The organism is Vibrio sp. NC2 (assembly GCF_025195005.1).
Taxonomy (GTDB): domain Bacteria; phylum Pseudomonadota; class Gammaproteobacteria; order Enterobacterales; family Vibrionaceae; genus Vibrio; species Vibrio splendidus.
The window spans coordinates 1-23,117 of record NZ_JANVFC010000007.1; the positions used below are offsets into that span (position 1 = coordinate 1).

Genomic DNA, 23,117 nt, shown 5'->3' on the forward strand with positions numbered 1-23,117 from the left:
ACATCGCCAGGCTTTCTTTATGTTTTCAGTTTTCAAAAACTGAAAGTAAAACTAAAAGCAGCGTACAAGTAAGACTGATTTTAGTGACAATTTGTTGGAGGGATGGCTGAGTGGTCGAAAGCACCGGTCTTGAAAACCGGCAACCGTTAATAGCGGTTCTAGGGTTCAAATCCCTATCCCTCCACCACCATTGAAAAGCCCGCTGAGAAATCAGCGGGCTTTTTTCTTACCTGCTTCAAATCATTATGTATCAGCCAAATATTTACACATTCATTTAATTCACTTGCGGATACTGTCAGAGTTTCCTAAATCATCTCATTAGGCTGTTTGCTAACAAGGTTAATAGAAGCTCTTGGATAAGCAAAGTAGAGCTGATAATAGCCTACATAGCGCTAAATAAGAGGTAATTTGATGTGTGGAGAAGGTTACTTACTAAGTAACTTTATGGTGTTCAGAACCTTCTGTACCAGTTGTTCGCTTAGTCGATTTTTCTTACCTTAAACTCACTCGTTAACACTGAGTCATACTCCTTTCCTATGTACTTGGTATTGAAGATACTTTTGTGATGCTCTGTCTGTTCTGAATATATTCCTACCCATTGCGCAAATGTGTCTGAAAAGTCTCTCAGATTGTATTTGACCGAATGTATTTTCGTTTCTTGTGGGTCATTACTCATTGCTATGAAAGGTACTTCTACTGCCTGCCTTGAAAAATGTGAGCCAGTACCGTGAATTAGATACGGTGGAACATTTACAGACATTAGGCCATGGTCAGAAAAATAAATGATTCTATATGTTTTATCATGCATCGCGAGTAGGTCTCTAAGCTTTTCTATAAAAGCAACGCCATAAGCTACTGATTTTGAATGGCATTCTAGGTATTTGTTATCTGAGGTTTTTAGTTAAATCTCCTCATCAAATCTCTTACAAAAGTCATAGTGCGACCCCATAGTATGAATGAAAATGACTTTCGGCTTCAGCTTTATCATAAGACGTATTTTTATAATATTGGTAATGTGCCCTACTTGCGATTGTGGATACCTGTGTCTCGTATTGCCCGATCTTAGCTTGATTTGATATCCAATAAGTTTTCATCCCAGCATCATTAGCAAGATCTATCACATTTAAGCTTTTATCATGCCTGTTTACATCTAGGCTCTTTGATAATATTCGAGGGACTGAGAAGTATGTAACAACGGATGGGGAAATAACACCATTAAATATGGCTGCTCCTTTTATCTTTCCATTCTCTTCGTTATATGATGGGTAGTAATTTTTAATCACAGATTCACCAATATTTACGATGTAAATATCCTTTAATACCTTATTTGTATGAACATTCTCCCATTTTGAATAGATTACTGATTTTCCCCCTTCGAGAAGAGACAGTTAATAATATAAAGAATAGGTCTAATAACTGTAATTAACCCTAAAAAACTAAACCACACTTCATGATGGATTTTTTTGAGTATTATTCATTGAGGTATGTCGTCTTTTTATTATTATGTAAGCTATAAAACTTGGTGATCAATATACTGGAAAATAATATCAACATAATTAATGAAAATGACTTACCAACCTTTCCTAAGGTAATGTGAAATGATAAAAAAACCAGAATGAAAAATACAATTATCTTTACATATCTTATAGCGACAATGATTTTCATATGTTCAAGTGCTTCACCTCGATTAGACTCTAAAACCGATCCTAAGATACCTAAGTCTAAGCTTAGAGAGTTTAATCTTAAGTAGAAATCAAAAGTCATTATTACCGTGAGAAGAAGAAATAAAAATCTATTACCGACAAATTCTATTATAGTTGCTATAAATAACATGTTTAAACTTAATATTGATAAGGTAAACCACACATTATCATCAGCCCCAGTTCTCAACAGGTAAAATGTCATGATACTTAAAGGAATCAGAGTCTTAATATCAATATTTTGTCTAGTTCTCATATGTTTTTGGGTAGCTTTTGTTATCGGCCCTTCGATGAGTGTAGTCATTGATGTATGGAGAGGCAATGTAAAGGCATACCCAAATGAACATAATAACATCCCTGAAATTATCGTTAATTCTGGTGGTTTGATCGCACATGCCGGTGGGGGGAATTAATGGATTAAAATATACAAACTCGTTAGAAGCGATGGAGCAATCAATTGAACATGGTTTCAAGATGATAGAGTTAGATCTACTTATCTCATCGGATGGAAGGATTGTTGCTGTTCATGATTGGAAGTCTTTTCACGAAATGACAAATTCTAATAATACTGGGTCTATTAGCTATAAAGAATTTGAATCAAAGATAATTTATGATAAATGTAAAACATTAAATATATCGACAGCTATTGATATTATAGATGAAAATGGCGTGGTATTAGTTACGGATAAAATAAAAAATCTTGCTTTTCTTTCAAAGAATATAATAGATAAAGATAAAGATAAATCTATTATCGAAGTATTCAACACAGATAAATATAATGAAGCAATAGAGTTAGGTTTTAATAATGTCGCATTAAATATAGATCTAAATACACCATTTATTCTTGAGTGGATTGATTTAAATCAAATTAAGGCTGTGACGTATCGGGGTGACAATCTTGGCTCGCTTGGGAGCGAGTATCAGAAGGCGATAGAACTAAGCAACATGGGGGTTTCTGCCATGATTTATTCGACAAATGATTTAGACTTGGATGGTATTAAAGCTTCTGGAATCGGAAACTTTGCGTTATATGTCGACTTTGTTCTTCCATTAGATGAACTCTAAGATTGCAGGTTATCTAAAAAGCAGAGCGTAATCGCCCTGCTTTGATGTCGCATTAAATGTTCTTTGGAGATTGATTGCTTGGTTGATGAGCTCTCGAATTGCCTATTTGGCTAGCTTAGCTTCGACTTGCCCAAGTGCTCGTTGGTACATAAACCATGCACAGGTTCCCGCAAGCACATTACCTACCATTGCGCCCCAGAATAGGCCTTCAATACCCGCAAGCTGAGAGCCAACCCACAAGCAAGGTAAGAAGAAGGCGAACAGGCGCAGTGCTGATATCGTCAAGGCAGTATAAGACTTGCCAAGCGCATTCGAGATAGAAACCATCAGCATACAGATCCCCAAAGGCCCTAAGCTAATAGGAACGATAAGCAAGTGGTAGTTCAAGATGGTCGAGACTTCACTTTCACTGGTCATTAGGTTTGCAAGTCCGCCTGAAAACAACCAAGTCACCAGTGCAATCAGTAACTGGAAACCCAATACGAACATCACTGCAATCTTAACGAGCTTGCGTATATTTTCGAGGTTGTTCTCTCCCAACATGCGGCCAATCATTGGAGGCATCGACATCGTTAGTGCTAGCACGGCAACTATTGAGAAGAATTCAAAACGCGAACCCAGCGCCCAAGCTGCGACGGCAGCGGTACCATAGCCAGCAAGCAGCTTAGTGGCGAACATTGATGAAACAGGTGGCAGTAGTTGACTGATCATCGCAGGCCCCATGATGTTTCCAATAGAGCGAACACTTTTGCCGATGTTGAGATCGTGCCAGTCGAATGTCATCCAATGCTTCTTAGTCACCTTAGGAGCAACGATAAAGATACCCGCACCGAACGCCAAGATGGTCGCAATCGCGGCTCCATTGATGCCCATGTCGAGAGTAAAGATGAAAATCGGGTCCAATATCAAGTTGATGATACTGGTCGCGATCATCATTGAACCGGGCAGCATAGTATTACCGTTGGCACGACATACACTGTAGAAGAAGTAGAGAAGCGCCCCTGTCCAAGAGCTGACTAGCCAATAGATCCAGTAAGAATCAATGATTGGCAATACCGTCGGTGGCGCATCCAATAATTGTAAAATTGGCCCACGCAACAGATAGATGATGACGGAGAAAAGCGCGACACTCACACTGCCCATCGCAATCACTAATCCACCAAGCTGCTTAGCGTAGCGCGTTTCATTAGTGCCAATGGCTCTAGCGATTACGGCGGTCGTCGCGATACCTAGCCCGACTTGAATACCAATGATGATCATCTGTATAGGAAGTGTGAAGCCTTGAACCGCGAGCGGTAGCACGCCCAGTTGGCCAATAAAAGCACTGTCTACAAGCTGGAAGCTCATTAGGGAAAGTACCCCAAATAGCATTGGCCATGTCATTGTATAGAGTTGTCGGCCAAGAGAAGGCGAGGGAGTTGCGGTAGTAGAATTCATAACACTCTTATCGGTCTTGAAGTTAGGCTTGTTGTGATGACAAACCTCTCAATGAAGAATTGTGTAAAGGATAACGTAAGGTCAGCGCGATACCAATGTTTGTTATGATAGGCAGGTTATCTTTGTTGGCTTTCGGCGAACAAAAAAGCCAGTCGCAATGACTGGCTTTGTTGACTCTACTTTTCGGTGTTTCTATTTGAGTGGCTAAGCGTTACTTATTCGCAACGTTACCAAGCTTCAACCACGTATCGATAACCGTATCTGGGTTTAGTGAAACAGAGCTGATGCCTTGTTCCATTAACCACTCGGCTAGGTCGTCATGGTCAGATGGGCCTTGGCCACAAATACCTACGTACTTACCCGCTTTCGCCGCTGCATCGATAGCCATTTTCAGCATCGCTTTAACTGCAGGATTGCGCTCGTCGAAGAGGTGTGCCACATCGCCTGAATCTCGATCTAGGCCAAGTGTCAGCTGTGTCATGTCGTTTGAACCGATAGAGAAACCATCGAAGTACTTCAAGAACTCATCAGCCAATATCGCATTCGATGGTAGTTCACACATCATGATGACTTTCAGACCTTGGTCGCCACGACGCAGGTTAAATTTAGCCAGAATGTCGATAACCGATGCCGCTTCACTCGGGGTGCGCACGAATGGGATCATGATTTCGACGTTCTTCAGTCCCATCTCGTTACGAACACGTTTTAGCGCTTGAGTTTCAAGCTCGAAACAGTCTTCAAATACTGGAGAGATGTAACGAGATGCACCACGAAAACCCAGCATTGGGTTCTCTTCATGTGGTTCAAATGTTTTACCGCCAACAAGGTTGCTGTACTCGTTCGACTTAAAGTCAGACATACGCACGATCACACGCTTAGGCCAGAATGCAGAAGCGATAGTTGCGATGCCTTCCGTTAGTTTGCTTACGTAGAAATCGATTGGATCTTTGTAGCCACGAATGCGTTGGTTGATTTCAGCTTTGATCTCATCCGTTTGCTCATCGAAGTTCAACAGAGCTTTAGGGTGAATACCAATCATCTTGTTGATGATGAATTCAAGACGAGCAAGGCCAACACCTTCGTTCGGGATTTGAGCGAAGTCGAAGGCACGATCTGGGTTACCCACGTTCATCATTACTTTGGTTGGCAGCATTGGTAGCTCATCAACCTCAGAGCGTTTGATCTCAAAGTCGAGTTCGCCGTTGTAAACGTAGCCTGTTTCGCCTTCTGAACATGACACTGTTACGGTGTCGCCATCATTCAGGCTGCTTGTCGCGGTACCACAACCAACAATGGCAGGGATACCTAGCTCGCGAGCAATGATTGCTGCGTGACAAGTACGGCCACCACGGTTAGTCACAATCGCAGAGGCTTTCTTCATCACAGGTTCCCAGTCTGGGTCTGTCATGTCAGTTACCAGTACGTCGCCTTCTTGAACCAGTGACATTTGGTCTAGAGAATCAACCAAGCGAACAGGGCCAGAGCCGATACGTTGACCGATAGCGCGGCCTTCAACCAAGACATCAGCCTTGTTGTTTAGCTCGTAACGCTCGATAACGTTTTGGTCGCTTTGAGAACATACGGTTTCTGGGCGAGCCTGAACGATGTAAAGCTTGCCGTCGATGCCGTCTTTTGCCCACTCAATGTCCATCGGACGTTGGTAGTGCTTCTCGATGATCATCGCTTGCTTCGCTAGTTCTTTGATCTCTTCATCGTTCAGTGAGAACTCGTTACGCTCTTGAGTATCGGTATCGATGATATCAACTTGCTTGCCGATCTCTTGGTTAGTTGAGTAGATCATCTTGATCAACTTAGAACCAAATGTCTTTTTAACAACGGGGTAGTGACCCGCTTCTAGCATTGGCTTGTGAACGTAGAACTCGTCTGGGTTTACAGCGCCTTGTACAACCATTTCACCTAGACCCCAAGAAGAGGTGATGAATACCACTTGGTCGAAGCCTGACTCAGTATCAAGCGTGAACATAACACCTGAAGAAGCTTTGTCTGAGCGAACCATACGCTGGATGCCCGCAGACAATGAAATGCCACGGTGATCAAAGCCTTGGTGTACTCGGTAAGAGATAGCACGGTCGTTAAACAGAGAAGCGAACACGTGTTTAGTCGCTTCGATAACCGCATCGATCCCTTTCACGTTAAGGAAGGTTTCTTGTTGGCCTGCAAAAGAAGCATCTGGAAGGTCTTCAGCCGTTGCCGATGAACGAACCGCAACAGACAATTCTTCGTTGCCTTCAATCAGTTCGCGGTAGTTATCACGGATGTCTTGCTCTAGTGATTCTGGGAAGGGTGCGTCTAGAACCCATTGTCGAATCGTTGCACCTGTCTTACGCAGTGCGTCAACGTCTTCAACATCAAGTTCATCAAGGAGTTGGTGAATGCGCTCATCAAGACCTTTGTAGTCAAGAAAGTTGTTAAACGCATAAGATGTGGTAGCAAAACCATTAGGTACTGATACGCCAGCGTTGGCTAGGTTAGAAACCATCTCGCCAAGTGAAGCATTTTTACCGCCGACTTTGTCGACATCTTCCATGGAAAGGCCATTGAACCATAGGGTGTTATTTTGCATTTATTTCTCCAGAAACATAGCAAGCATTGTAGGGATTTAAAGGCAAACGATTACGTATCAGTTTAAAAAAATGTAAATTATTTTCTAAAGCTGTGGGGGACGTAATAGTCAGCAGGGTTTCGTTATATATATTATGGTTCCCATCCTACTCAAAATAATTTTAAACATTAAATAAAAAATGCAAATTGATATCCAAAGTCGTGATGTATTCTATGTTTCTGATGGAACGGCCATAACATGTGAGACTTTAGGGCATGTTGTTCTAGGTCAATTCCCATTCGAAGCTAATGAAAAAACCTTCCCGTTTGTCGAAAGTGAGGACAAACTTTCTGATTTATTAAAAGAGATCGAAATTTCGTATCGTGATACGGGCAACCACCCGTTAGTCTTTTTTTCGATTGTGATTCCAGACATCAAGCAGAAGCTCTTGGAGGCACCAGCGCATTGTTATGACGTGCTAGAGAGTATTGTGCAGAAAGTGCAAGACGATACCCAAATGGCCCCGGTGCCTAAGCTGCAGCGCTCTCGTAGTGTTAATAAAGATTCAGTGAAGTACTTCGACCGTATTGCTGCGATTGAATACACGTTGGCTCATGATGATGGCATCACGCTGAAAGGGCTTGAAGAGGCGGATATCATCCTATTGGGTGTGTCTCGAAGCGGTAAGACACCGACAAGTTTGTATATGGCGATGCAGTTTGGCTTGCGCGTAGCGAACTATCCGTTCATTCATGATGACTTGGCGCGCTTGAAGCTGTTACCCGAATTTGAGATCTACCGACACAAGCTGTTTGGTTTAACCATTGATGCGGAAAGGTTGACTGAAATCCGAGAGAACCGTTTAGCCGGCAGTGAATACGCGAGTGATTCGCAATGCTTGTATGAGTTGCAAACGGTAGAGTCGATGTTTCGCCGAGAAGCGATACCTTACATCAACACGTCTTCGTTATCGGTTGAAGAAATTTCAACGCGAATTTTGGAGCGAACAGGGTTGAGAAGGCGCTTGTTGTAGAAAAGACAATTGAGTCATAAAAATCGAAGCTCGTACGAATAATGGTTCGGGGAGCTTCGATTTTTCGTTTAGGCTCGTTGCTAACGACTTAGCAAATTAGGAAATTAGCGAAGAAGCTTGATGCCTAACGTTTTACTCTGTTTTTCTAACCAACGCTCAAGTGCTGGTGGCCATGTGATGCTTGGTTCAACACAGAAGCCACGAAGCATTGAGAAATAGAGTGCTTGATCAACTAAAGGTAGCGATGACTCACCATTCTCTAGATCCAATAGAAGCTCTGCATCTTTCAGTAATGGGTTAATCAGTTGAACGTATTGTGGGGTCTTTTCTAAGAGCTCTTCAAAGTTAAAACCTTCGGTCTCTTTACTTGCACGCCAAGCTTCTTTGGCTCCAGCAGAGCGATATTCAGCCAAGTCGAGGTTCCACCAACGTGGGCGTCCGATCTGTTGAGTAAGAGGGAAAGCGCGGCTTTGAAAAAGCGCAGCCTGCTCAGATGGCTCGCGTTGCTCGTCACTTGATTTCGAATCCATGAAGTAAACAATGATGTCTAGGCTTTCAGCCATAATCGAACCGTCGTTTTTCTGTAGGACTGGCACCATCTTCTTACCGATCAGATCGATAAGGGTTTGGGCATCATCATAATCCACAGAAACAAGTTCGATGTTCAAGCCTAAAGATTGAGCGATGTAGGCAACTCTTGCACAGAAAGGACAGTGGTCGTAAATGTAAAGCTTCATAGCTTCCCTTAGTTCAGGATATTATAAATATAAGTTAATGCTAATATATCAGAAAGTATTACGAACATTAAGCGTGAATAAACGCTAAGTACTAATAAACGCTAAGTATTGATAAACAGCAAGCATCAACAACACACAATAAGTGCTTGGTATAAATGCTCTTTCATTAATTCTATTGTCTGTTGGATTCGGCTTTACTGCAATGCGTAGACTAATGGGAAGGCTAGTGAGAAATAACGGGCACAAAAAAGGCTCTGGCGGCTCACTCTAATGCAGAAGAGTGAAGTCAGCCAAAGCCTCAATGTTGTTACCTTTAGCAGAGTGACTACTAAAAGAGCAGAGTGGTTAAACTATGCTTTTTTAAGGTCTTGTGCTGGGTAAGTAAGCGTCATTGCGCCTTCTACCGTTGTAACGTGAACGTAGCCACCACCAGCACTTAGGCCAGTCACTACCATTTCACCAAGCTCAACACCTTTTGTTGCTACAACGCGATCGTCAACTGAAAACACTTTACACACCTTCAATAAATTAAATAAATACGATAGATATCGAACGCGGATTTAAACAGATGGCACCCCAATCAACTAATCCGGTTATTTGTCGTAAAGATTAAATTTAGTTATGCATAAAACAGTATGTCTTAAAAATCAGTTTGTTAACTCATTCAGCGATGTTATTTGTCTGCCGGATAAACGACACCAACTTGTTGGCGCATCTCTGTAATTAACTTAGCAACCGTTAAAGCGCGCTGTTGGGCTTGCGCTTGTGTTGTGTTGTCTCCAGCAATGCAACTAGCAAAGGCTTGCGCCTCGTAACACATTGAATTTTCGCTTTGCGCTTGGGTTAGGCTCTCAACACTACCATCGCGGTAGCGGATCTTAACGTCAGTACATTCAGCGATGTGATCGATGATGATCGCTCCTAGTTCACCTTGGATCTCACTTGGCGTATATGAATCACTGACTTTGGAGTGCGCAAGGGTCACATCAAATTCAGGGTATTGGAAGATCGCACAGCCATGTGCGTCCACGCCAGAATCAAGCAGCTTTGCAGAAGCCTGTGCATTTTCAGGTTTGCCAAATAACGCGACTGTCGCGGCAACACAGTAGAAGCCAATATCGACCAATGAGCCGTTAGAAAAAGCTGGGTTGAAGGTGTTTGGGTTCTCGCCATTTAGGTATTTTTGGTAGCGCGATGAATACTGGCAGTAGTTGATGTGTGCCTTATGTACCTTGCCAATCTTTTCTAAACCAAGTTGAATTTGCTTAAAGTTCGGCAGAAACTGAGATTTGTACGCCTCAAACATCACCACACCGTTCTTCTGAGCGACCTCAAACATTCGGGTTGCTTCATCAATATTCGATGCGACAGGCTTTTCACAGATGACATGTTTGCCGTGCTCCATCATGAAGATGGACTGTTCGCAATGGAGTGAATTCGGTGAAGCGATGTATACGGCTTCAACCGTTTTGTCATTGGCCAATGCGTCGAGTGAGTTATACGTCGTTTCAACGTCAAACTCTTGGGCGAACTGTGCCGCACTGTCTAGATTTCGAGAGTAAACCGCTGCAAGTTGCATCGATTGAGATTCGTGAGCAGCTTGAACAAACTTTTGTGTAATCCAATTCGTTCCAATTACAGCAAACTTAATCATATAGGTGTCCAATAGTTAGTGTCTTGATTCTGCAGAGATAGTAGCACTCAACGGCTGGCAATGTGCCTGAGATTTACGGAACAATTTCCCTAAACATAGTGCCTAATATTAATAATCAGCCTTCACAAAACGTCTGGGTTGACCAGTACAACGGTGCACAACGAAGTCATTTTTGCTAAGGTATTAGTGAATTCAAATAAGGTAATGATATGCAAATCCGGACTGCCAAGGTCACTGATATAAGCTCGATCTTAGAGCTCTCAGAGCAGATAAATCGTCAACATCATCTTGGTGCCCCAATGGTATTTGCGCCACCTTCGTTGGGTTTTACTGACAGTGAAGAGTACTGGTTAGGGTTGATGATCGATCCTGTAGGGGCTTTCTTCGTTGCCGTTGATGAGCAACAAGTGCTCGGCTTCTTAGCCGGGAAGGTGACACAGAACAAAGGGGTGAGCTTTATTCAGCCGCATAAGGTGGCAAGAGTGAATACGATTGTGGTTAACGATCAAGTTCAAAGCCAAGGTGTCGGTCGAGCTTTAATGAAGTCATTCAATCAGTGGGCTCAAGCGAGCGGTGCTATCGAGCTTAGGTTAGAAGTGATGGAGTTCAACCAACAAGCTCAGGGTTTTTATGAGTCGTTAGGGATGGAAACTCAATCTCGAACCATGTCCATGCGTTTTGAGGAGATTTAAGGGTGCGTTTGATTTGGCCTTTATCGTTGTGCTTACTCTTTTTTACTTCGCTCGCTTATGCGGAGAAGCTCGTCGTCGAAAAAATTGTGTCTGATGCGACTGCTATCGAAACCATTGTATTCGAGTCAGCACCTTCCCATTCTAATCGCACACCTACGTCATCGGTCACCTCGAATTCGAAGCATGTCATTGTTATGGATGATGCTCTTGAAGGGGACTCTCAACAAAAGGTCGCCCAGCTTTCTCAACGCTCTTCACTAGATCCCTCTCAAAGCTCTTCATTAGGCCAACCTCAAAGTTCCTCTCAAGAGTTTTATACTCTACCTGACGCGCCTTCTGGCATAGACCCGTTATTGCAAGTGGTCACCTTAGTTAAAGTCGACAAATCTAAACGTAGAATGTATCTGCTCAAAGGGGAGGAAGTGGTTCAGGAATTTCGTATTGCGCTAGGTAAACAACCGAAAGGGCATAAGCGTTTTGAAGGGGACAACCGAACGCCAGAAGGGCAATACCAACTTGACTATGTTATGGAAGAATCAGACTTCTACCGCTCGGTGCATATCAACTACCCGCGATCATCAGATATGCAGTGGGCACAAAAAAATGATGTTGATCCTGGGGGCAATATCAAGATTCACGGAATCAAGAATGGTGAGCGTCGTTCACCTAGTTTTATACAAAGCTTCGATTGGACGGATGGTTGTATTGCGTTAACCAATCAAGATATGGATGAGTTCATTCAACTCGTAAAAATGGGTACCCCTATCCATATTGAATGGTAGCTATCGGTACCCAATTTCCCTGAACAATTCTCGAAAACAACTCTCAAAAACAATTGCCGAAATCAGCGCTAGAGCCAGTTACAATAAGACTCGACCTGCACTGAAGATAGCAATCACGATCAGCAGTGCAATCGTGACTGGCTTGAACTTCGCCCCACCAAACCTTTCAAACAATTTTGAACCAACATAGCCGCCAAACATGCTGCTTGGTAAGAGTGCTAGAGTAAGCCAGACCACATCACGATCGACTAACCCTGCGATAGAGGCCGTAACAAAGGCGCTGGAATCAGCTAGTACAAAGAACGCAATCAGGCCTGCTCTTGCAATGTGTGGTGCGACAGGACTTGCCAATGCATGCGTGCCAACCGGAGGGCCTGACATTGAAGCTGCGCCATTCATTACCCCCGCAAGGCTTCCTAGAATATAGGGAGCAAATCTAGGTTCGCTTTTGTATTGGAACCCTTTGTAGATCATGATTGCTGACGCAAGAATGAAGGCACTGATGATCAAGATGATCGTGTCTTGGCTAACGGATTTGAGCAACAGCAAGCCGACGGGCGTGAAGGCCAAACAAGGGATAAATACCTTTGAAACCCATCGCCAATTTACGTGATGTTTAACCTTCGGCAGCAATTGGATATTGCCTAACAGGTCGATCAGCATGAAAACAGGAACCAGTTCGATAACAGGCATGAATAACGCACTTAATGGCAATGCCACTAAGGTGAAACCAAAACCTGAGAAGCCACGAACAATAGCGGCGAAAATGAAGATTGCACCCAAAATTGGGAAGGTTGGACTAAAAATGAGATCCATAAATTAAGTAACCAATGAAGCTGTCTAATAAGGCGAGCTAGTGAAACCAAGTGAGTAGCGGAATGTACTCCTACTCACTTGTGTTTGCTACCTAATTTTCAGGTTTTTCAGGGTTAATTTTAAAGTCTCTCGGGGGGTACTTTTTCGGTATTTACGAGGTCAATTTATAGGGTTAAATTGATTCGGAAAATCAGTAAATACAGCATCTACTTTTGAGAGAAATTTGAAGCGAGACGGATCATTGACGGTGTAGCACCATGCTTGAATGTTCGCTTCGTTGAGAGTGTCAAGATCGCTCTGATCAACGTGTTCATAGTTCATGTGACAGCTGAACGCTTTGACCTCATTGATGAGCATAAGATCATTTTGAGTCAGTTGCTCTGTGATTACGCCCACTCGATATCTCGGTAAATGACGAGCCATTTCAGCAACCACCTTATGACTGAAGCTCGAAAGTAAGACCTTATCGGTGTCTAGATTTGAGCGAATCAACTCGTCGTGCAGCAAATCAACGACATAAGGGGCTTGATGTCGGCTGTCGACTTTGATTTCGAGGTTGACGCTAAGATCATGCTGCTCAACAAGTGTGAGTAACTCTTCCAACGTCAGTATTTTTTCTCCAGCGAACTGCTCAGACTTCCAACGGCCAAAATCGAGCTGACGCAGTTCAGCAAGGGTGTGTTCATCAACTCGACCCTTGCCATCGCTGCAGCGCTCAAGCGTGTGATCGTGACAAACGACCAGTTGGTCATCCTGAGTGGGCTGAATATCAACTTCAATCCATTTCAAGCCGAGTTTAGCCGCTTGTTCAATGCTTGCTTTGGTATTTTCTGGGTGAGTACCTGCGACACCCCGATGACCTACGATGATAGACGACATAATTAATCCTTCTTAAAGACGCACCGTAAAAACGCATTAAATATCAGTGTACTCGATTAAGCTAGAGCCGTCGTTAAGCTTGTCGCATCTTCGTGTGACTCCTGTGATGTGAAGTTATTTGGGTGAATGCGTTTGCCAAGATTGTCAAAAATATGCAGGTTGGATTTATCGATGCTTAGCCCGAGAGGGACGGCTTGGCACAGCGTCGTTTCGGGTGTCACTGCAATAAAGGGTTGTTCGTTCACAAGGCCATGAACCAATTGATTTGGCCCTAAAGGCTCAACCACGCTGATGCGTAATTCAAGCGGCAGCGCGTTCATGACTAAATCGGCACAAACCTCAGAGTGTTCTGGGCGAATACCAAGTGTGATGGCTGTATTTTTTACGTGGGCGTATTCGGGCAAGTACATTTGCTGGTCGCCAATCTCAAGGTAGCCGTCGTCGAGTGTTGCTGGTAAGAAATTCATCGCTGGGCTGCCAATGAAGCTTGCCACAAAGGTACTGGCTGGCTGGTGGTAGACCTCTCTTGGCGTCCCGACTTGCTCTATCTGGCCTTTGTTGAGTACCACGATTCTATCAGCCAGTGTCATGGCTTCGACTTGATCATGAGTGACGTAAACACTGGTCACGCCAAGTTCGCGTTGTAGCTTTTTGATTTCTAATCTCATGTGAGCGCGCAATGAGGCATCTAGGTTAGACAAAGGCTCATCAAACAAGAACAGTTGAGGGTCGCGAACGATCGCTCGCCCCATAGCAACACGCTGGCGCTGACCACCTGAAAGCTTGGCTGGCTTGCGGTCTAGGTATTCTTCGATTTTTAGTGTCTTGGCGACTTTCTCTATTTTATCTTCAATAAGGTGCTGACTGACACCTCGGTTCTTTAAGCCATAAGCGAGGTTCTTATACACCGTCATGTGAGGGTAGAGCGCGTAATTCTGGAAGACCATCGCGATATCACGCAGGGCAGGTTTTTCTGTATCAACCCGACGACCACCTAAGTGTATCTCACCGCCAGAGATGCTTTCTAAACCCGCAATGGAACGCAAAATAGAAGACTTGCCACAACCAGAAGGCCCCACCAAAACAAGGAACTCCCCCTCATTGATATCAAGAGAGACTCCTTTGACGGCTTGATGACCGTTTTCATACGTCTTGACCAAGTTTTTGATACCCAACATGGTGGGAGCTTTACGCGTACGATCGTGAGTGGCTTGGTTGTGCGCTAGCGTCTGCTTTAGGTTTGGCATCGGGGTGTCCTCTGTATTTTTGTGGATAGCTTGGTGAGAAGGCAGGTGAGATGTCTTGTACTCATCGAGTGATTGAATGCGGTTATTGTTCATTTGAGTTGTGTCGTTATTATTTTTCACTTTCTACTAGCCCTTTTACAAACCAACGCTGAAATACAACCACCACTAATACGGGTGGCAACATGGCTAAAATCACCATGGCGAAAGCATAGTCATAGCGCGGTAAACTGGTTTCATTGATATTATTGAGTACTTGTTTTATGCCCATCACGATGGTGTTGTAGCCTTCATCGGTCGTCATCATGATCGGCCACAGATATTGGTTCCAACCCACCACAAACATAATGATGAAAATCGCTGCGATCATGGTTTTAGATAGAGGCAGCAAGATATCGACAAAGAATCGAAATGGACCTGCGTTATCTAACTGTGCGGCTTCTAACAATTCATCGGGGATGGTTTTGAAGAATTGCCTAAAAAAGAACGTCGCGGTGGCTGATGCGATCAAAGGTAGAATCAATCCTGTGTAGCTATTAAGAAGCCCAAGCCCAGCGACAACTTCATAGGAAGGGATAATACGAACCTCTAATGGCAGTAGCAGCGTCACGAATATCAACCAGAACCAAGCTGTAGCATAAGGCAGTCGAAAGTAGACCAAAGCATACGCCGCCATCATCGAAATGATGATCTTACCGATCGCAAAACCTAGCCCCATGATCATTGAGTTGGCGATCATTTTACTGGCGGTGACTTCGCCACTGAAGCCCATACTTTTGTTCCAAGCTTCGCTATAAATAGCAGTAAAGTTATCGCCCGGTAGCCATTGCAGACCTTCGCTGACAATGGTGTTTGGATTGTGGGTTGAACTGGCAAAGATTAGCCAGATAGGGACCAACATAAATAGCATCCCAGCAATTAAAATTAGGTGGTCAGAGACCTTATTACTTTTCATAAATAACTCCTGTCGCGTTAAATCCTAGCGGGGATGGGCTAGTAATGGACACGCTTTTCTACAACGCGAAACTGGATAAATGTAAGAGAGAGGACCAGCAATAACAGCACAACAGATTGTGCGGAGCTGCCGCCTAAATCTGCGCCAACAAAACCATCTCGATACACTTTGTAGACTAACGAAGTTGTACCGCCACCCGGGCCGCCATTGGTCATGGTGTCGATTACGCCAAAGGTTTCAAAGAAGGAGTAGGTGAGGTTGATGACCAACAGAAAGAAGCCAGTAGGGGCGAGTAGTGGGAAAGTGATGGTCCAGAAACGTTTCGAGTCACTGATACAATCCAGCATCGCTGCTTCTTTTACGGCGTAAGAGATCGATTGAAGCCCAGCCAGAAAGTAGATGAAATTCACCGAAACCTGTTTCCACACGGAAACCAAAATCAGCGCAAACGTGGCATCAACAGGATCGGTTTGGAAGCTGAAGTCCCAACCCACAACGGCAAATAACTCGGTAAATACACCAATGTGCGGGTTAAACAAGAAAGCGCCGATAACGCCTGCTATCGCGGGTGCAACCGCATAAACCCAAGTGAGTGTGACTTTGTATACGCCTTGTCCGTGAATGATGTTGTCGGCTTTCACGGCAAGCAGCAGAGCCAAGGCAAGTGATAAGAAAGAGACCACAATCGCGAACATCAAAGTAAAGCCAATCGAGTTCAGGTACTCGCTCGATTCGAATAGCATTTGGTAATTCTCAAACCAGACGAATATAGATGAGGTGCCCCAAGGGTCTTCCAGCATAAATGAAAGGTAAACCGCCTTTGCTGCTGGGTAGATAAAGAAAACGGCAATGATGAGGATCTGAGGCGCCAAAAATAGGTAAGGCAGCGGAGAGTGAAAGAATTGCTGACGTCGTTCCACAGGGTAATCCCTAAAAATAGTTACAGTGGCCACTATTAGATTAGTGACCGTTATCACTAGCGCGATATCAAGGCATGCATCCAGTTGAGTTATCGTTGTTGGAGCAAGAAATGGCGCTAATGAAGAACCTCCTCACGCCTTGCCATTGCGCTCTTCGTTCGAGGCAATGACAAGTGGTGAGGAGCAATGAACGGCTTTTGGTGTGTTAAGCCTTCAGTTCAGTTATCTGCTTTAGCTAAAAAGCAGAATTAGTTCATCGTTCGAGCGAAGCGTTTCAGTAGTTTGCTGCTCTCATCTTCGACCTTGTTTAGGCTGTTCTCGACACTAGAGCGGCCTGCGAAGATGTTATCGAACTCACGGTGCATCACTTCACGGATTTGCGGGTAATAACCTAAGCGGTAGCCCTTAGTCCATTCGCCCGATTTGAGGCTTAGCTGCTTAACACCCACTTCTGCGTCTGGTTGTTCTTTGTAGTAACCAGACTCTTTCGCTAGTTCATAGGCAGCCGTTGTTACAGGTACATAGCCTGTTGTTTTGTGCCAGTACACTTGAGTTTCAGGCTTAGTCAGGTAGTCAAAGAATGCTGCAACCCCTTTGTCCTGTTTCTGGTCATGGCCATTGAGTGCAAACAGAGCGGCACCACCAATGAAGGTTAAACCAGCATCTGGGTTAACTGATTTCCAGTATGGAAGGTAAGTTGTGCCTAACTCGAAAGGTACACGGTTACGTAAACCACCGAATGAACCTGAAGAGCCCATCCACATTGCTACTTCTTGGCGCTCGAAAGGCGTTTGGTTCGCATCCCAATCGCTGCCGTAATACTTGTAGTAACCTAGATCTGACCACTCTTTCATCTTGCTAACGTGCATCATCATGTCTTTGGTGTTGAACATGATTTTAGTGGATAGGCCGTCGTAGCCGTTGTTCTGGTCAGACACTGGCAGGTTATGGCGAGACTTGAAGTTCTCGAACATGATCCATGGCGTTAGAGATTGAGAAAACGCGATGTGTCCGTCTGCTTTCAACTTCTTGGCCACCACTTCTAACTCTTCATAAGTCTTAGGCGCGTCGGCACCTACTTCCGCAAGAAGGTCTTTGTTGTAGTAAAGAACTGGGGTCGAACTGTTGAAAGGCATACCAATCATCTTGCCTTGGCTGTCTGCATAGAAGTTACGAACGCCCGCCAGGTAATCATTCGAATTAAAGTTGTAGCCAGACTCAACCAGAATATCTTGTACGGGTTTGGCGACGCCTTTAGCGTTCATGATGGTTGCAGCACCGGCATCGAATACTTGTAGAATGTTAGGAGCTTCGCCTGCTCGATATGCTGCGATACCCGCTGTTAAGGTCTCTGTGTATGAACCTTTATAGATTGGCGTGATCTTGTAATCATCTTGTGACGCATTAAAGTCAGTCGCAATTTTATTGACGGTTTCTCCAAGTTGGCCGCCCATTGCGTGCCACCAAGTGACTTGAGTCGTTGCGAACGCTGGCATTGCCGCTGTTGCGGAAAGAACACCTGCCAAAATTAGCTTATTCATCTTCTTTTCCTTTTGGATGAAATCGATGTAGAGGTATTGAATTAGAGTATTAACGAGACGGTAGGGGTGTCGTTTGAAGCTATCTTGAACAGGCCATATTTCACTTACGTGGCTAAACCGTTTCAGTGATATGAAAGATTCGTTTCGATTTTATTTAAGAGTAAAGTTATTGATGGTTTTGATGTTGAACATGTTCGGTTTTTAAGACGTTTTATTGAACAACTGTTGTTCAATAAAAAAGCCTCTCGATGGAGAGGCTTAGAAGAAGGTTCGATGTGGATAAAGTCTTAGTGTGCGATGTCCAATTGGTTGTCTTTCACGCCGTTAATTCGGAACCAACCAGCGATACTGAATCGCTCTGTGTTGGTTGGCAGAACCTCGTGTGGGAACTGTTCAGACAAGAATACCAACAGTCGACCACCCTTTGGTGGAATGGTCGCGATGTGATTGTCTTTTAAATCGTAAACCACAAGCTCCCCTGCGTCTTCCTCAGACCATTCGTCATTCATGTAGAACACTGTGGTCAGGCGGCGGTTTTCGTTGCCTTTGAAGCAGTCTAAGTGCTTCTGGTAAAAGTCACCTTTTTCATATTTTGCAAAGTGCGCTTCGTATTCGAACAGACCTAAAAAGAAAGCTTGGTTTGCCTCTAAACGAATTTGTTCCATTTTGTTTAGGAACAGAGATGCTGGTTCGCCCATATCACGGCGTACCCACTGAATTTTGTCACTACGAATCGCTGCTTCTCGTGCTACGTCATCGTTACGGCCGATCCTAGCCTTTTTCCAGTTCTCTGGAATGCAATCCCTCAATGCCACCACTTCTTTGTGAGTTAAGAAGTCATCCCAAACAAAGTAACCTTGGGTAGAAAGAGCATCGATCAATTGGTTCATGTATAGCACTCAGACAATAAATTAGAGGCGCATATATAGTCCGAATAACTGAGGTCACCAAATCACATGTTTTGTCGTTACGATAAATGTCTTTCGTTTACTCGTAGAAATAGGGAAGGGGCTCTTCAGAAAGGAAAGTGAGCCAGTATAAAAGGCTCACTTTCGTTTGATTATCGGCCGGTCGTTCCTGTCGCCAGTGCTTTGATTTTTACGACTTCGAATGGTCTGATGCCAGTATCTTTGCCGTTATTTAAAGCTGCGGTTCGGTTCAGCTGATTGACAGTTACATAAACATAGCCATCAGGACCAAATGACATGCCATCAGGCCAAGTTTGGTTCTCTGACAGCGTCGCAATAATTCGGTACCCTTTTGGTGTGGACACACCAATTGCATTGTTCTCAATATCCGTAACATAAACGTTCTGAGCACTGTCTACAGTAATACCATCTGAATAAGGTTTGTCTGCGTATCTTTTAATATTGTCTGCGACAGTCTTTCCATCGTTATCGAACTCACTCGCTTTCACTCGATAAATAGTGCGTCCGTTGACAGCTCCGAAATAGACCCATTCGTAAGATGGATCGATCGTGATTGGGTTTAACGCAAAACCAGTTTTACTGTCGGCCTTCATAGATGGGTGGTTTTCTGCCACTCGAACCGCTTCTCCCGTCTTTAGGTCAACCGTTACAAAGGCTGGAATGGCTTCACTTTTTAGATCGTTCTGGGTCATATCAGCAATGATAATACGTTGTCTTTTTTGGTCTAGAGCAAAGTCTTGTAGGAAGCTTGTCGGTTTTAGAACAGAGGCGGGTATTTTTATCGTTTTTACTAATGCTTCATTGCGAGTATCCCAGCCCGTTATGGTATGAGTTGCCAGATCGAGAATCCACGCGACTCCGCTATCATCGGTACGAATGGCAATGACAGCCTTAAATTGAGAGTTTTCACCTTGTGCATATTTCATCGTCGGATATGGCGTTTGATTTCCAGCCACGCTTAACTCGATGACTTTAGTCGTTGGATGATCGAGCGGGTGAACGCTTAATAATAAACGCCCATCTGGTGTAACCGAAGGGTTACCTGGGCGTTCAGTCATGGTCGCGACCACGGTAGCTTGTTTTGGAGTGATCTTTGTCTCTGCATGTGCATAAGTAGACAAAATTGCGCTCGCTAGTACGGTGTAGATTATTGTTTTTTTCATTTTCTTTCCCTTGATAATTTACGCAAATGTTACCAATGGGTTAACAATCATCAACAGCCTTGTATTTGTCACACTTTCAAAATAAATTTGATAATTAGCTTTAACCTATTCATATCAGTGCGTATTGATAATCAGTTAAATTGAATTTAGTTCTTAAAAATCATAATGATGAAGGGGTTGTAATATTGTGATTACCTTTTTCGAGTAACAGGTTCATCTTTTTGTTATCAGTGTCAGTAATTTTGAACTCACAAAACCACATTTCGTTGATCTTTGCTATATTCTGGTTAGACCACTTGTTGCTGAACTGTTAATTTGTTCTGAACGGCAGGAATAACGAATAGGAATACGGTTTTGCAACTCCATACCATCAAAGGCTATATCCAAGACATGTATCTCGTAGAGTACCCTGACAGGTTGTTGTTACTTGATGGTGCGTGCCGAGCTGATATTCCCCATCTTAAAGTTTTCATTGAAGATGATCTTGGCCGTGAATTTAGCGACCTACACACAGTGGTTGTGACGCACATGCATCCAGATCACGCAGGGGCAGCGCACAAACTCAGAAAGCTCACGAATTGTAATTTGGTTGCAGCAAATCGAGATAAGGATTGGTACCACGGCATCGATGGCATATTGATGCATTTGACCGATTTGGCATTAGCACGGTGGATGGCGAATCGATTGGGTAGGCCTAAAGCAAATCTATGGTATTCAAGAAAGTTAAAGCCTGATTACAAGCTTTCAGATGGGGATAGCATTCCGGGGTTCGATGATTGGTTGGTTCTAGAAACCCCGGGCCATACCGACCGTGATCTCTCTGTTTATTGCCCATCACACAGCGTTGCTTATGTGGCTGATTTAATGGTCGAGGTTAAGAAGAAACTGATTCCGCCGTTTCCTATCTTTCACCCTAATAAGTATCGAGCATCTGTATCGCGTATTTATGACATGCAGCTCGACACCTTGCTGGTGGCGCATGGGGGACAAGTGAATTTGAGTGAGCAAGCGTTTGAACACCTGTTGATGAGTGCACCAAGAAGGCCAGTGACACATTGGCGAGTAACTAAAATCAAACTCAAAGGTTTGGTTAAATCTGTTTGGTGGTTTGGGTTTAAAGATAAAAAAAATCGCCATAAATAATAAAGGCCAGTCTCAAAGACTGGCCTTTATTCATACGCGTTGTTGACTCACTATTTGAGCTGTGGAGCAGTTCAATTAGTGAGAAATTAGAAATTCGCCCGCCGGGTCAACAATCACTTTGTCACTCATGCCTTGACGACCAAGCAGCATCATATAAGTCATATCTTGACGGTTGCTTAGTGTGATATCGATAGGCCATTCCTGACCACCAATTTTTAGCATAGTTTCAATCACACAACGGTGTTCAACTTCGCCGTTCGATGACTTGATTCTTTTACTTGTTTTCAGCTTCGCCTTGCAGCGCACTGTTTCTTCTAAGTGGTAAACGTCTGGGTGAAGATCGAACTCAACGAAGTTTTCACCATCTGTTTTTACACATAGTAGATTGTCTACGTGTAGAGAAGAGGTTTGAGCCCCTGTATCAACACGCGTATGTAGTCCAGTTATCCCTAACTCTGGTAAGCAAAGTGCTTCTGTATTCCCTATGATCATTTTATTGTTCATGTTTTTTCCAATCATGAGTAAACGGCGTTTAATCAGCCTTTGCCACGAGTACGGTTAGCGTTTGGTTTTGCATTTTTCTCGATAAATCCGAAAATCATGTCTGCTACATCTTTACCTGTCGCTTTCTCTATACCTTCTAGGCCTGGAGAAGAGTTCACTTCCATTACAACAGGGCCATTCTTAGATTGTAGAATATCGACACCACATAGGTTTAACCCCATGATTTTAGCTGCATTGATCGCTGTAGCACGCTCTTCTTTGGTTAGTTTAACCAATTGAGCTGTACCGCCACGGTGCAGGTTAGAGCGGAATTCACCCTCACCAGCTTGGCGTTTCATTGCTGCAATAACCTTGTTACCCACAACAAAACAACGAATGTCTGCGCCATTAGCTTCTTCAATGAACTCTTGAACCAAGATGTTCGCTTTTAGGCCCATGAATGCTTCGATAACGCTTTCAGCTGCTTTGTTTGTTTCTGCTAGAACCACGCCGATACCTTGAGTACCTTCAAGAAGCTTGATAACCAGTGGCGCGCCACCTACGTTTTTGATCAAGTCTTGAATCTTGTCTGGGCGGCTAGCGAAACCAGTCTTTGGTAAGCCAATACCTTTACGAGACAACAGCTGTAGTGAGCGCAGTTTGTCGCGAGAACGACTGATTGCTACTGACTCATTGATACAAAAAGTGCCCATCATTTCGAATTGGCGAACAACCGCAGTGCCGTAAAAGGTAATGGAAGCGCCAATACGTGGAATAACAGCATCGTATTGAGGTAGCTCTTCACCCATGTAGCGAATCTTCGGATTGTTACTCGCGATATCTATATCACAGTGCAGCGTGTCGATAACATCGACCTGGTGACCACGAGCTTCTCCAGCCGCTTTTAAGCGAGAAGTAGAGTATAGGTTTTCGTTGCGAGAAAGAATTGCGATACGCATGGCGTTTCCTTAGTTAATACCTGATTGGTAACTGCAAATAAATGAGTTGTTAGCTGAGCTTTCAGTTTTTCTGAGGCTCTTTGCTTGCTTCGGGGCGAACCTTAAGGCTTTTCGTTTAACTAAGAAAACGAATTAAATTTGTCGAGTCGACAACGGAAATTTATCGAATGTGTGAGCGATTGGTACAACTAGGTTGAGAGGGAGTTTGGAATGGAAAAGCGAGTTGAGACCTAACTCATATTGGGGGTAGGAGCCTATTAGGTTGTACTCAACTCGCGTTAACTCGGTGCTTAAAAGTGTACTAATAACGCCAGTTACATAGCTCTATAAGTGTTCGTAGTGCTTCTCTTTCGAGCTTGCTACAGGTGCTTTTTAGCTTATTAAGATAGTATTTTCTCATGATGATTACTTCTCTTGTATTA

General features: G+C 43.8%; 21 protein-coding genes and 1 tRNA gene. 6 read left to right on the plus strand and 16 right to left on the minus strand.

Going from position 1 to position 23,117, the window contains the following annotated elements; translation table 11 throughout:
* The first annotated feature begins 96 nt into the window (after nt 1-96).
* Nucleotides 97-187, plus strand: a tRNA-Ser gene (locus NX845_RS11245).
* A 291-nt stretch (nt 188-478) separates the two neighbouring features.
* Here NX845_RS11245 and NX845_RS11250 read toward each other — a convergent pair.
* On the minus strand, nt 479-835 hold the full coding sequence (locus tag NX845_RS11250; RefSeq protein ID WP_260256850.1) for a sulfatase-like hydrolase/transferase: 357 nt from the start codon (nt 833-835) through the stop codon (nt 479-481).
* 1,258 nt (nt 836-2,093) lie between these two features.
* Between NX845_RS11250 and NX845_RS11255 the strand changes: the two genes are divergently transcribed.
* The gene (locus NX845_RS11255; protein WP_260256821.1) at nt 2,094-2,765 is read left to right on the plus strand and encodes a glycerophosphodiester phosphodiesterase family protein; all 672 of its coding nucleotides are present in this window, start codon (nt 2,094-2,096) and stop codon (nt 2,763-2,765) included.
* Nucleotides 2,766-2,867: 102 nt separating this feature from the next.
* Here the strand turns inward: NX845_RS11255 and NX845_RS11260 are convergent, their stop codons facing one another.
* Together NX845_RS11260 and ppsA are read right to left on the minus strand one after the other, a co-directional pair.
* On the minus strand, nt 2,868-4,202 hold the full coding sequence (locus NX845_RS11260) for an MATE family efflux transporter (RefSeq protein ID WP_260256822.1): 1,335 nt from the start codon (nt 4,200-4,202) through the stop codon (nt 2,868-2,870).
* 211 nt (nt 4,203-4,413) lie between these two features.
* Complete coding sequence (ppsA, locus tag NX845_RS11265) at nt 4,414-6,786, minus strand: phosphoenolpyruvate synthase (protein WP_017108297.1); 2,373 nt, start codon at nt 6,784-6,786, stop codon at nt 4,414-4,416.
* Nucleotides 6,787-6,964: 178 nt separating this feature from the next.
* Between ppsA and NX845_RS11270 the strand changes: the two genes are divergently transcribed.
* Nucleotides 6,965-7,798, plus strand: a complete 834-nt coding sequence (locus NX845_RS11270; RefSeq protein ID WP_017069200.1) for a pyruvate, water dikinase regulatory protein — start codon at nt 6,965-6,967, stop codon at nt 7,796-7,798.
* Nucleotides 7,799-7,902: 104 nt separating this feature from the next.
* Here NX845_RS11270 and grxB read toward each other — a convergent pair whose 3' ends face one another.
* The 3 genes from grxB to NX845_RS11285 form a co-directional block, all read right to left on the minus strand.
* A complete protein-coding gene (grxB, locus tag NX845_RS11275) occupies nt 7,903-8,535 on the minus strand; it encodes a glutaredoxin 2 (protein WP_076647212.1) in 633 nt (210 codons plus the stop codon).
* A gap of 350 nt (nt 8,536-8,885) precedes the next feature.
* A complete protein-coding gene (locus NX845_RS11280) occupies nt 8,886-9,044 on the minus strand; it encodes a hypothetical protein (RefSeq protein ID WP_004733064.1) in 159 nt (52 codons plus the stop codon).
* Between the two features lie 164 nt (nt 9,045-9,208).
* Complete coding sequence (locus tag NX845_RS11285) at nt 9,209-10,189, minus strand: Gfo/Idh/MocA family protein (protein ID WP_102491071.1); 981 nt, start codon at nt 10,187-10,189, stop codon at nt 9,209-9,211.
* Nucleotides 10,190-10,398: 209 nt separating this feature from the next.
* Between NX845_RS11285 and NX845_RS11290 the strand changes: the two genes are divergently transcribed.
* Nucleotides 10,399-10,881, plus strand: a complete 483-nt coding sequence (locus tag NX845_RS11290) for a GNAT family N-acetyltransferase (protein ID WP_260256823.1) — start codon at nt 10,399-10,401, stop codon at nt 10,879-10,881.
* 2 nt (nt 10,882-10,883) lie between these two features.
* Nucleotides 10,884-11,663 (plus strand): murein L,D-transpeptidase family protein, encoded by a 780-nt coding sequence (locus NX845_RS11295; protein ID WP_260256825.1) that lies wholly within the window; start codon nt 10,884-10,886, stop codon nt 11,661-11,663.
* A 78-nt stretch (nt 11,664-11,741) separates the two neighbouring features.
* Here the strand turns inward: NX845_RS11295 and NX845_RS11300 are convergent, their stop codons facing one another.
* The 8 genes from NX845_RS11300 to NX845_RS11335 form a co-directional block, all read right to left on the minus strand.
* Complete coding sequence (locus NX845_RS11300) at nt 11,742-12,479, minus strand: sulfite exporter TauE/SafE family protein (protein WP_102501444.1); 738 nt, start codon at nt 12,477-12,479, stop codon at nt 11,742-11,744.
* A 159-nt stretch (nt 12,480-12,638) separates the two neighbouring features.
* Entirely contained in the window at nt 12,639-13,358 is a 720-nt protein-coding gene (locus NX845_RS11305; RefSeq protein ID WP_102501443.1) for a glycerophosphodiester phosphodiesterase family protein, read from the minus strand.
* Between the two features lie 56 nt (nt 13,359-13,414).
* Nucleotides 13,415-14,725 carry a sn-glycerol-3-phosphate import ATP-binding protein UgpC gene (locus tag NX845_RS11310; protein ID WP_260256827.1) on the minus strand — a complete coding sequence of 437 codons (1,311 nt, stop codon included), beginning with the start codon at nt 14,723-14,725 and terminating at the stop codon, nt 13,415-13,417.
* Complete coding sequence (gene ugpE / locus NX845_RS11315) at nt 14,715-15,557, minus strand: sn-glycerol-3-phosphate ABC transporter permease UgpE (RefSeq protein ID WP_012601047.1); 843 nt, start codon at nt 15,555-15,557, stop codon at nt 14,715-14,717. Before ugpE ends, NX845_RS11310 begins: the two co-directional genes overlap by 11 nt.
* A 38-nt stretch (nt 15,558-15,595) precedes the next feature.
* Nucleotides 15,596-16,477, minus strand: a complete 882-nt coding sequence (locus NX845_RS11320; protein ID WP_004733080.1) for an ABC transporter permease subunit — start codon at nt 16,475-16,477, stop codon at nt 15,596-15,598.
* A 248-nt stretch (nt 16,478-16,725) separates the two neighbouring features.
* Nucleotides 16,726-18,018 carry an extracellular solute-binding protein gene (locus tag NX845_RS11325; protein WP_260256828.1) on the minus strand — a complete coding sequence of 431 codons (1,293 nt, stop codon included), beginning with the start codon at nt 18,016-18,018 and terminating at the stop codon, nt 16,726-16,728.
* Between the two features lie 287 nt (nt 18,019-18,305).
* Nucleotides 18,306-18,908 (minus strand): 2OG-Fe(II) oxygenase, encoded by a 603-nt coding sequence (locus tag NX845_RS11330; protein ID WP_102502702.1) that lies wholly within the window; start codon nt 18,906-18,908, stop codon nt 18,306-18,308.
* A gap of 170 nt (nt 18,909-19,078) precedes the next feature.
* A complete protein-coding gene (locus NX845_RS11335; protein WP_065681622.1) occupies nt 19,079-20,110 on the minus strand; it encodes an L-dopachrome tautomerase-related protein in 1,032 nt (343 codons plus the stop codon).
* A 354-nt stretch (nt 20,111-20,464) separates the two neighbouring features.
* Between NX845_RS11335 and NX845_RS11340 the strand changes: the two genes are divergently transcribed.
* Nucleotides 20,465-21,253: an MBL fold metallo-hydrolase gene (locus NX845_RS11340; RefSeq protein WP_260256829.1), complete on the plus strand. Its 789-nt coding sequence runs from the start codon at nt 20,465-20,467 to the stop codon at nt 21,251-21,253.
* A gap of 75 nt (nt 21,254-21,328) precedes the next feature.
* On the opposite strand, the gene NX845_RS11345 is transcribed toward NX845_RS11340, so the two are convergent.
* Entirely contained in the window at nt 21,329-21,757 is a 429-nt protein-coding gene (locus NX845_RS11345) for a RimK/LysX family protein (protein ID WP_004733090.1), read from the minus strand.
* A gap of 32 nt (nt 21,758-21,789) precedes the next feature.
* Nucleotides 21,790-22,695: a 30S ribosomal protein S6--L-glutamate ligase gene (gene rimK / locus NX845_RS11350; protein ID WP_010428457.1), complete on the minus strand. Its 906-nt coding sequence runs from the start codon at nt 22,693-22,695 to the stop codon at nt 21,790-21,792.
* Nucleotides 22,696-23,117: the final 422 nt, after the last annotated feature.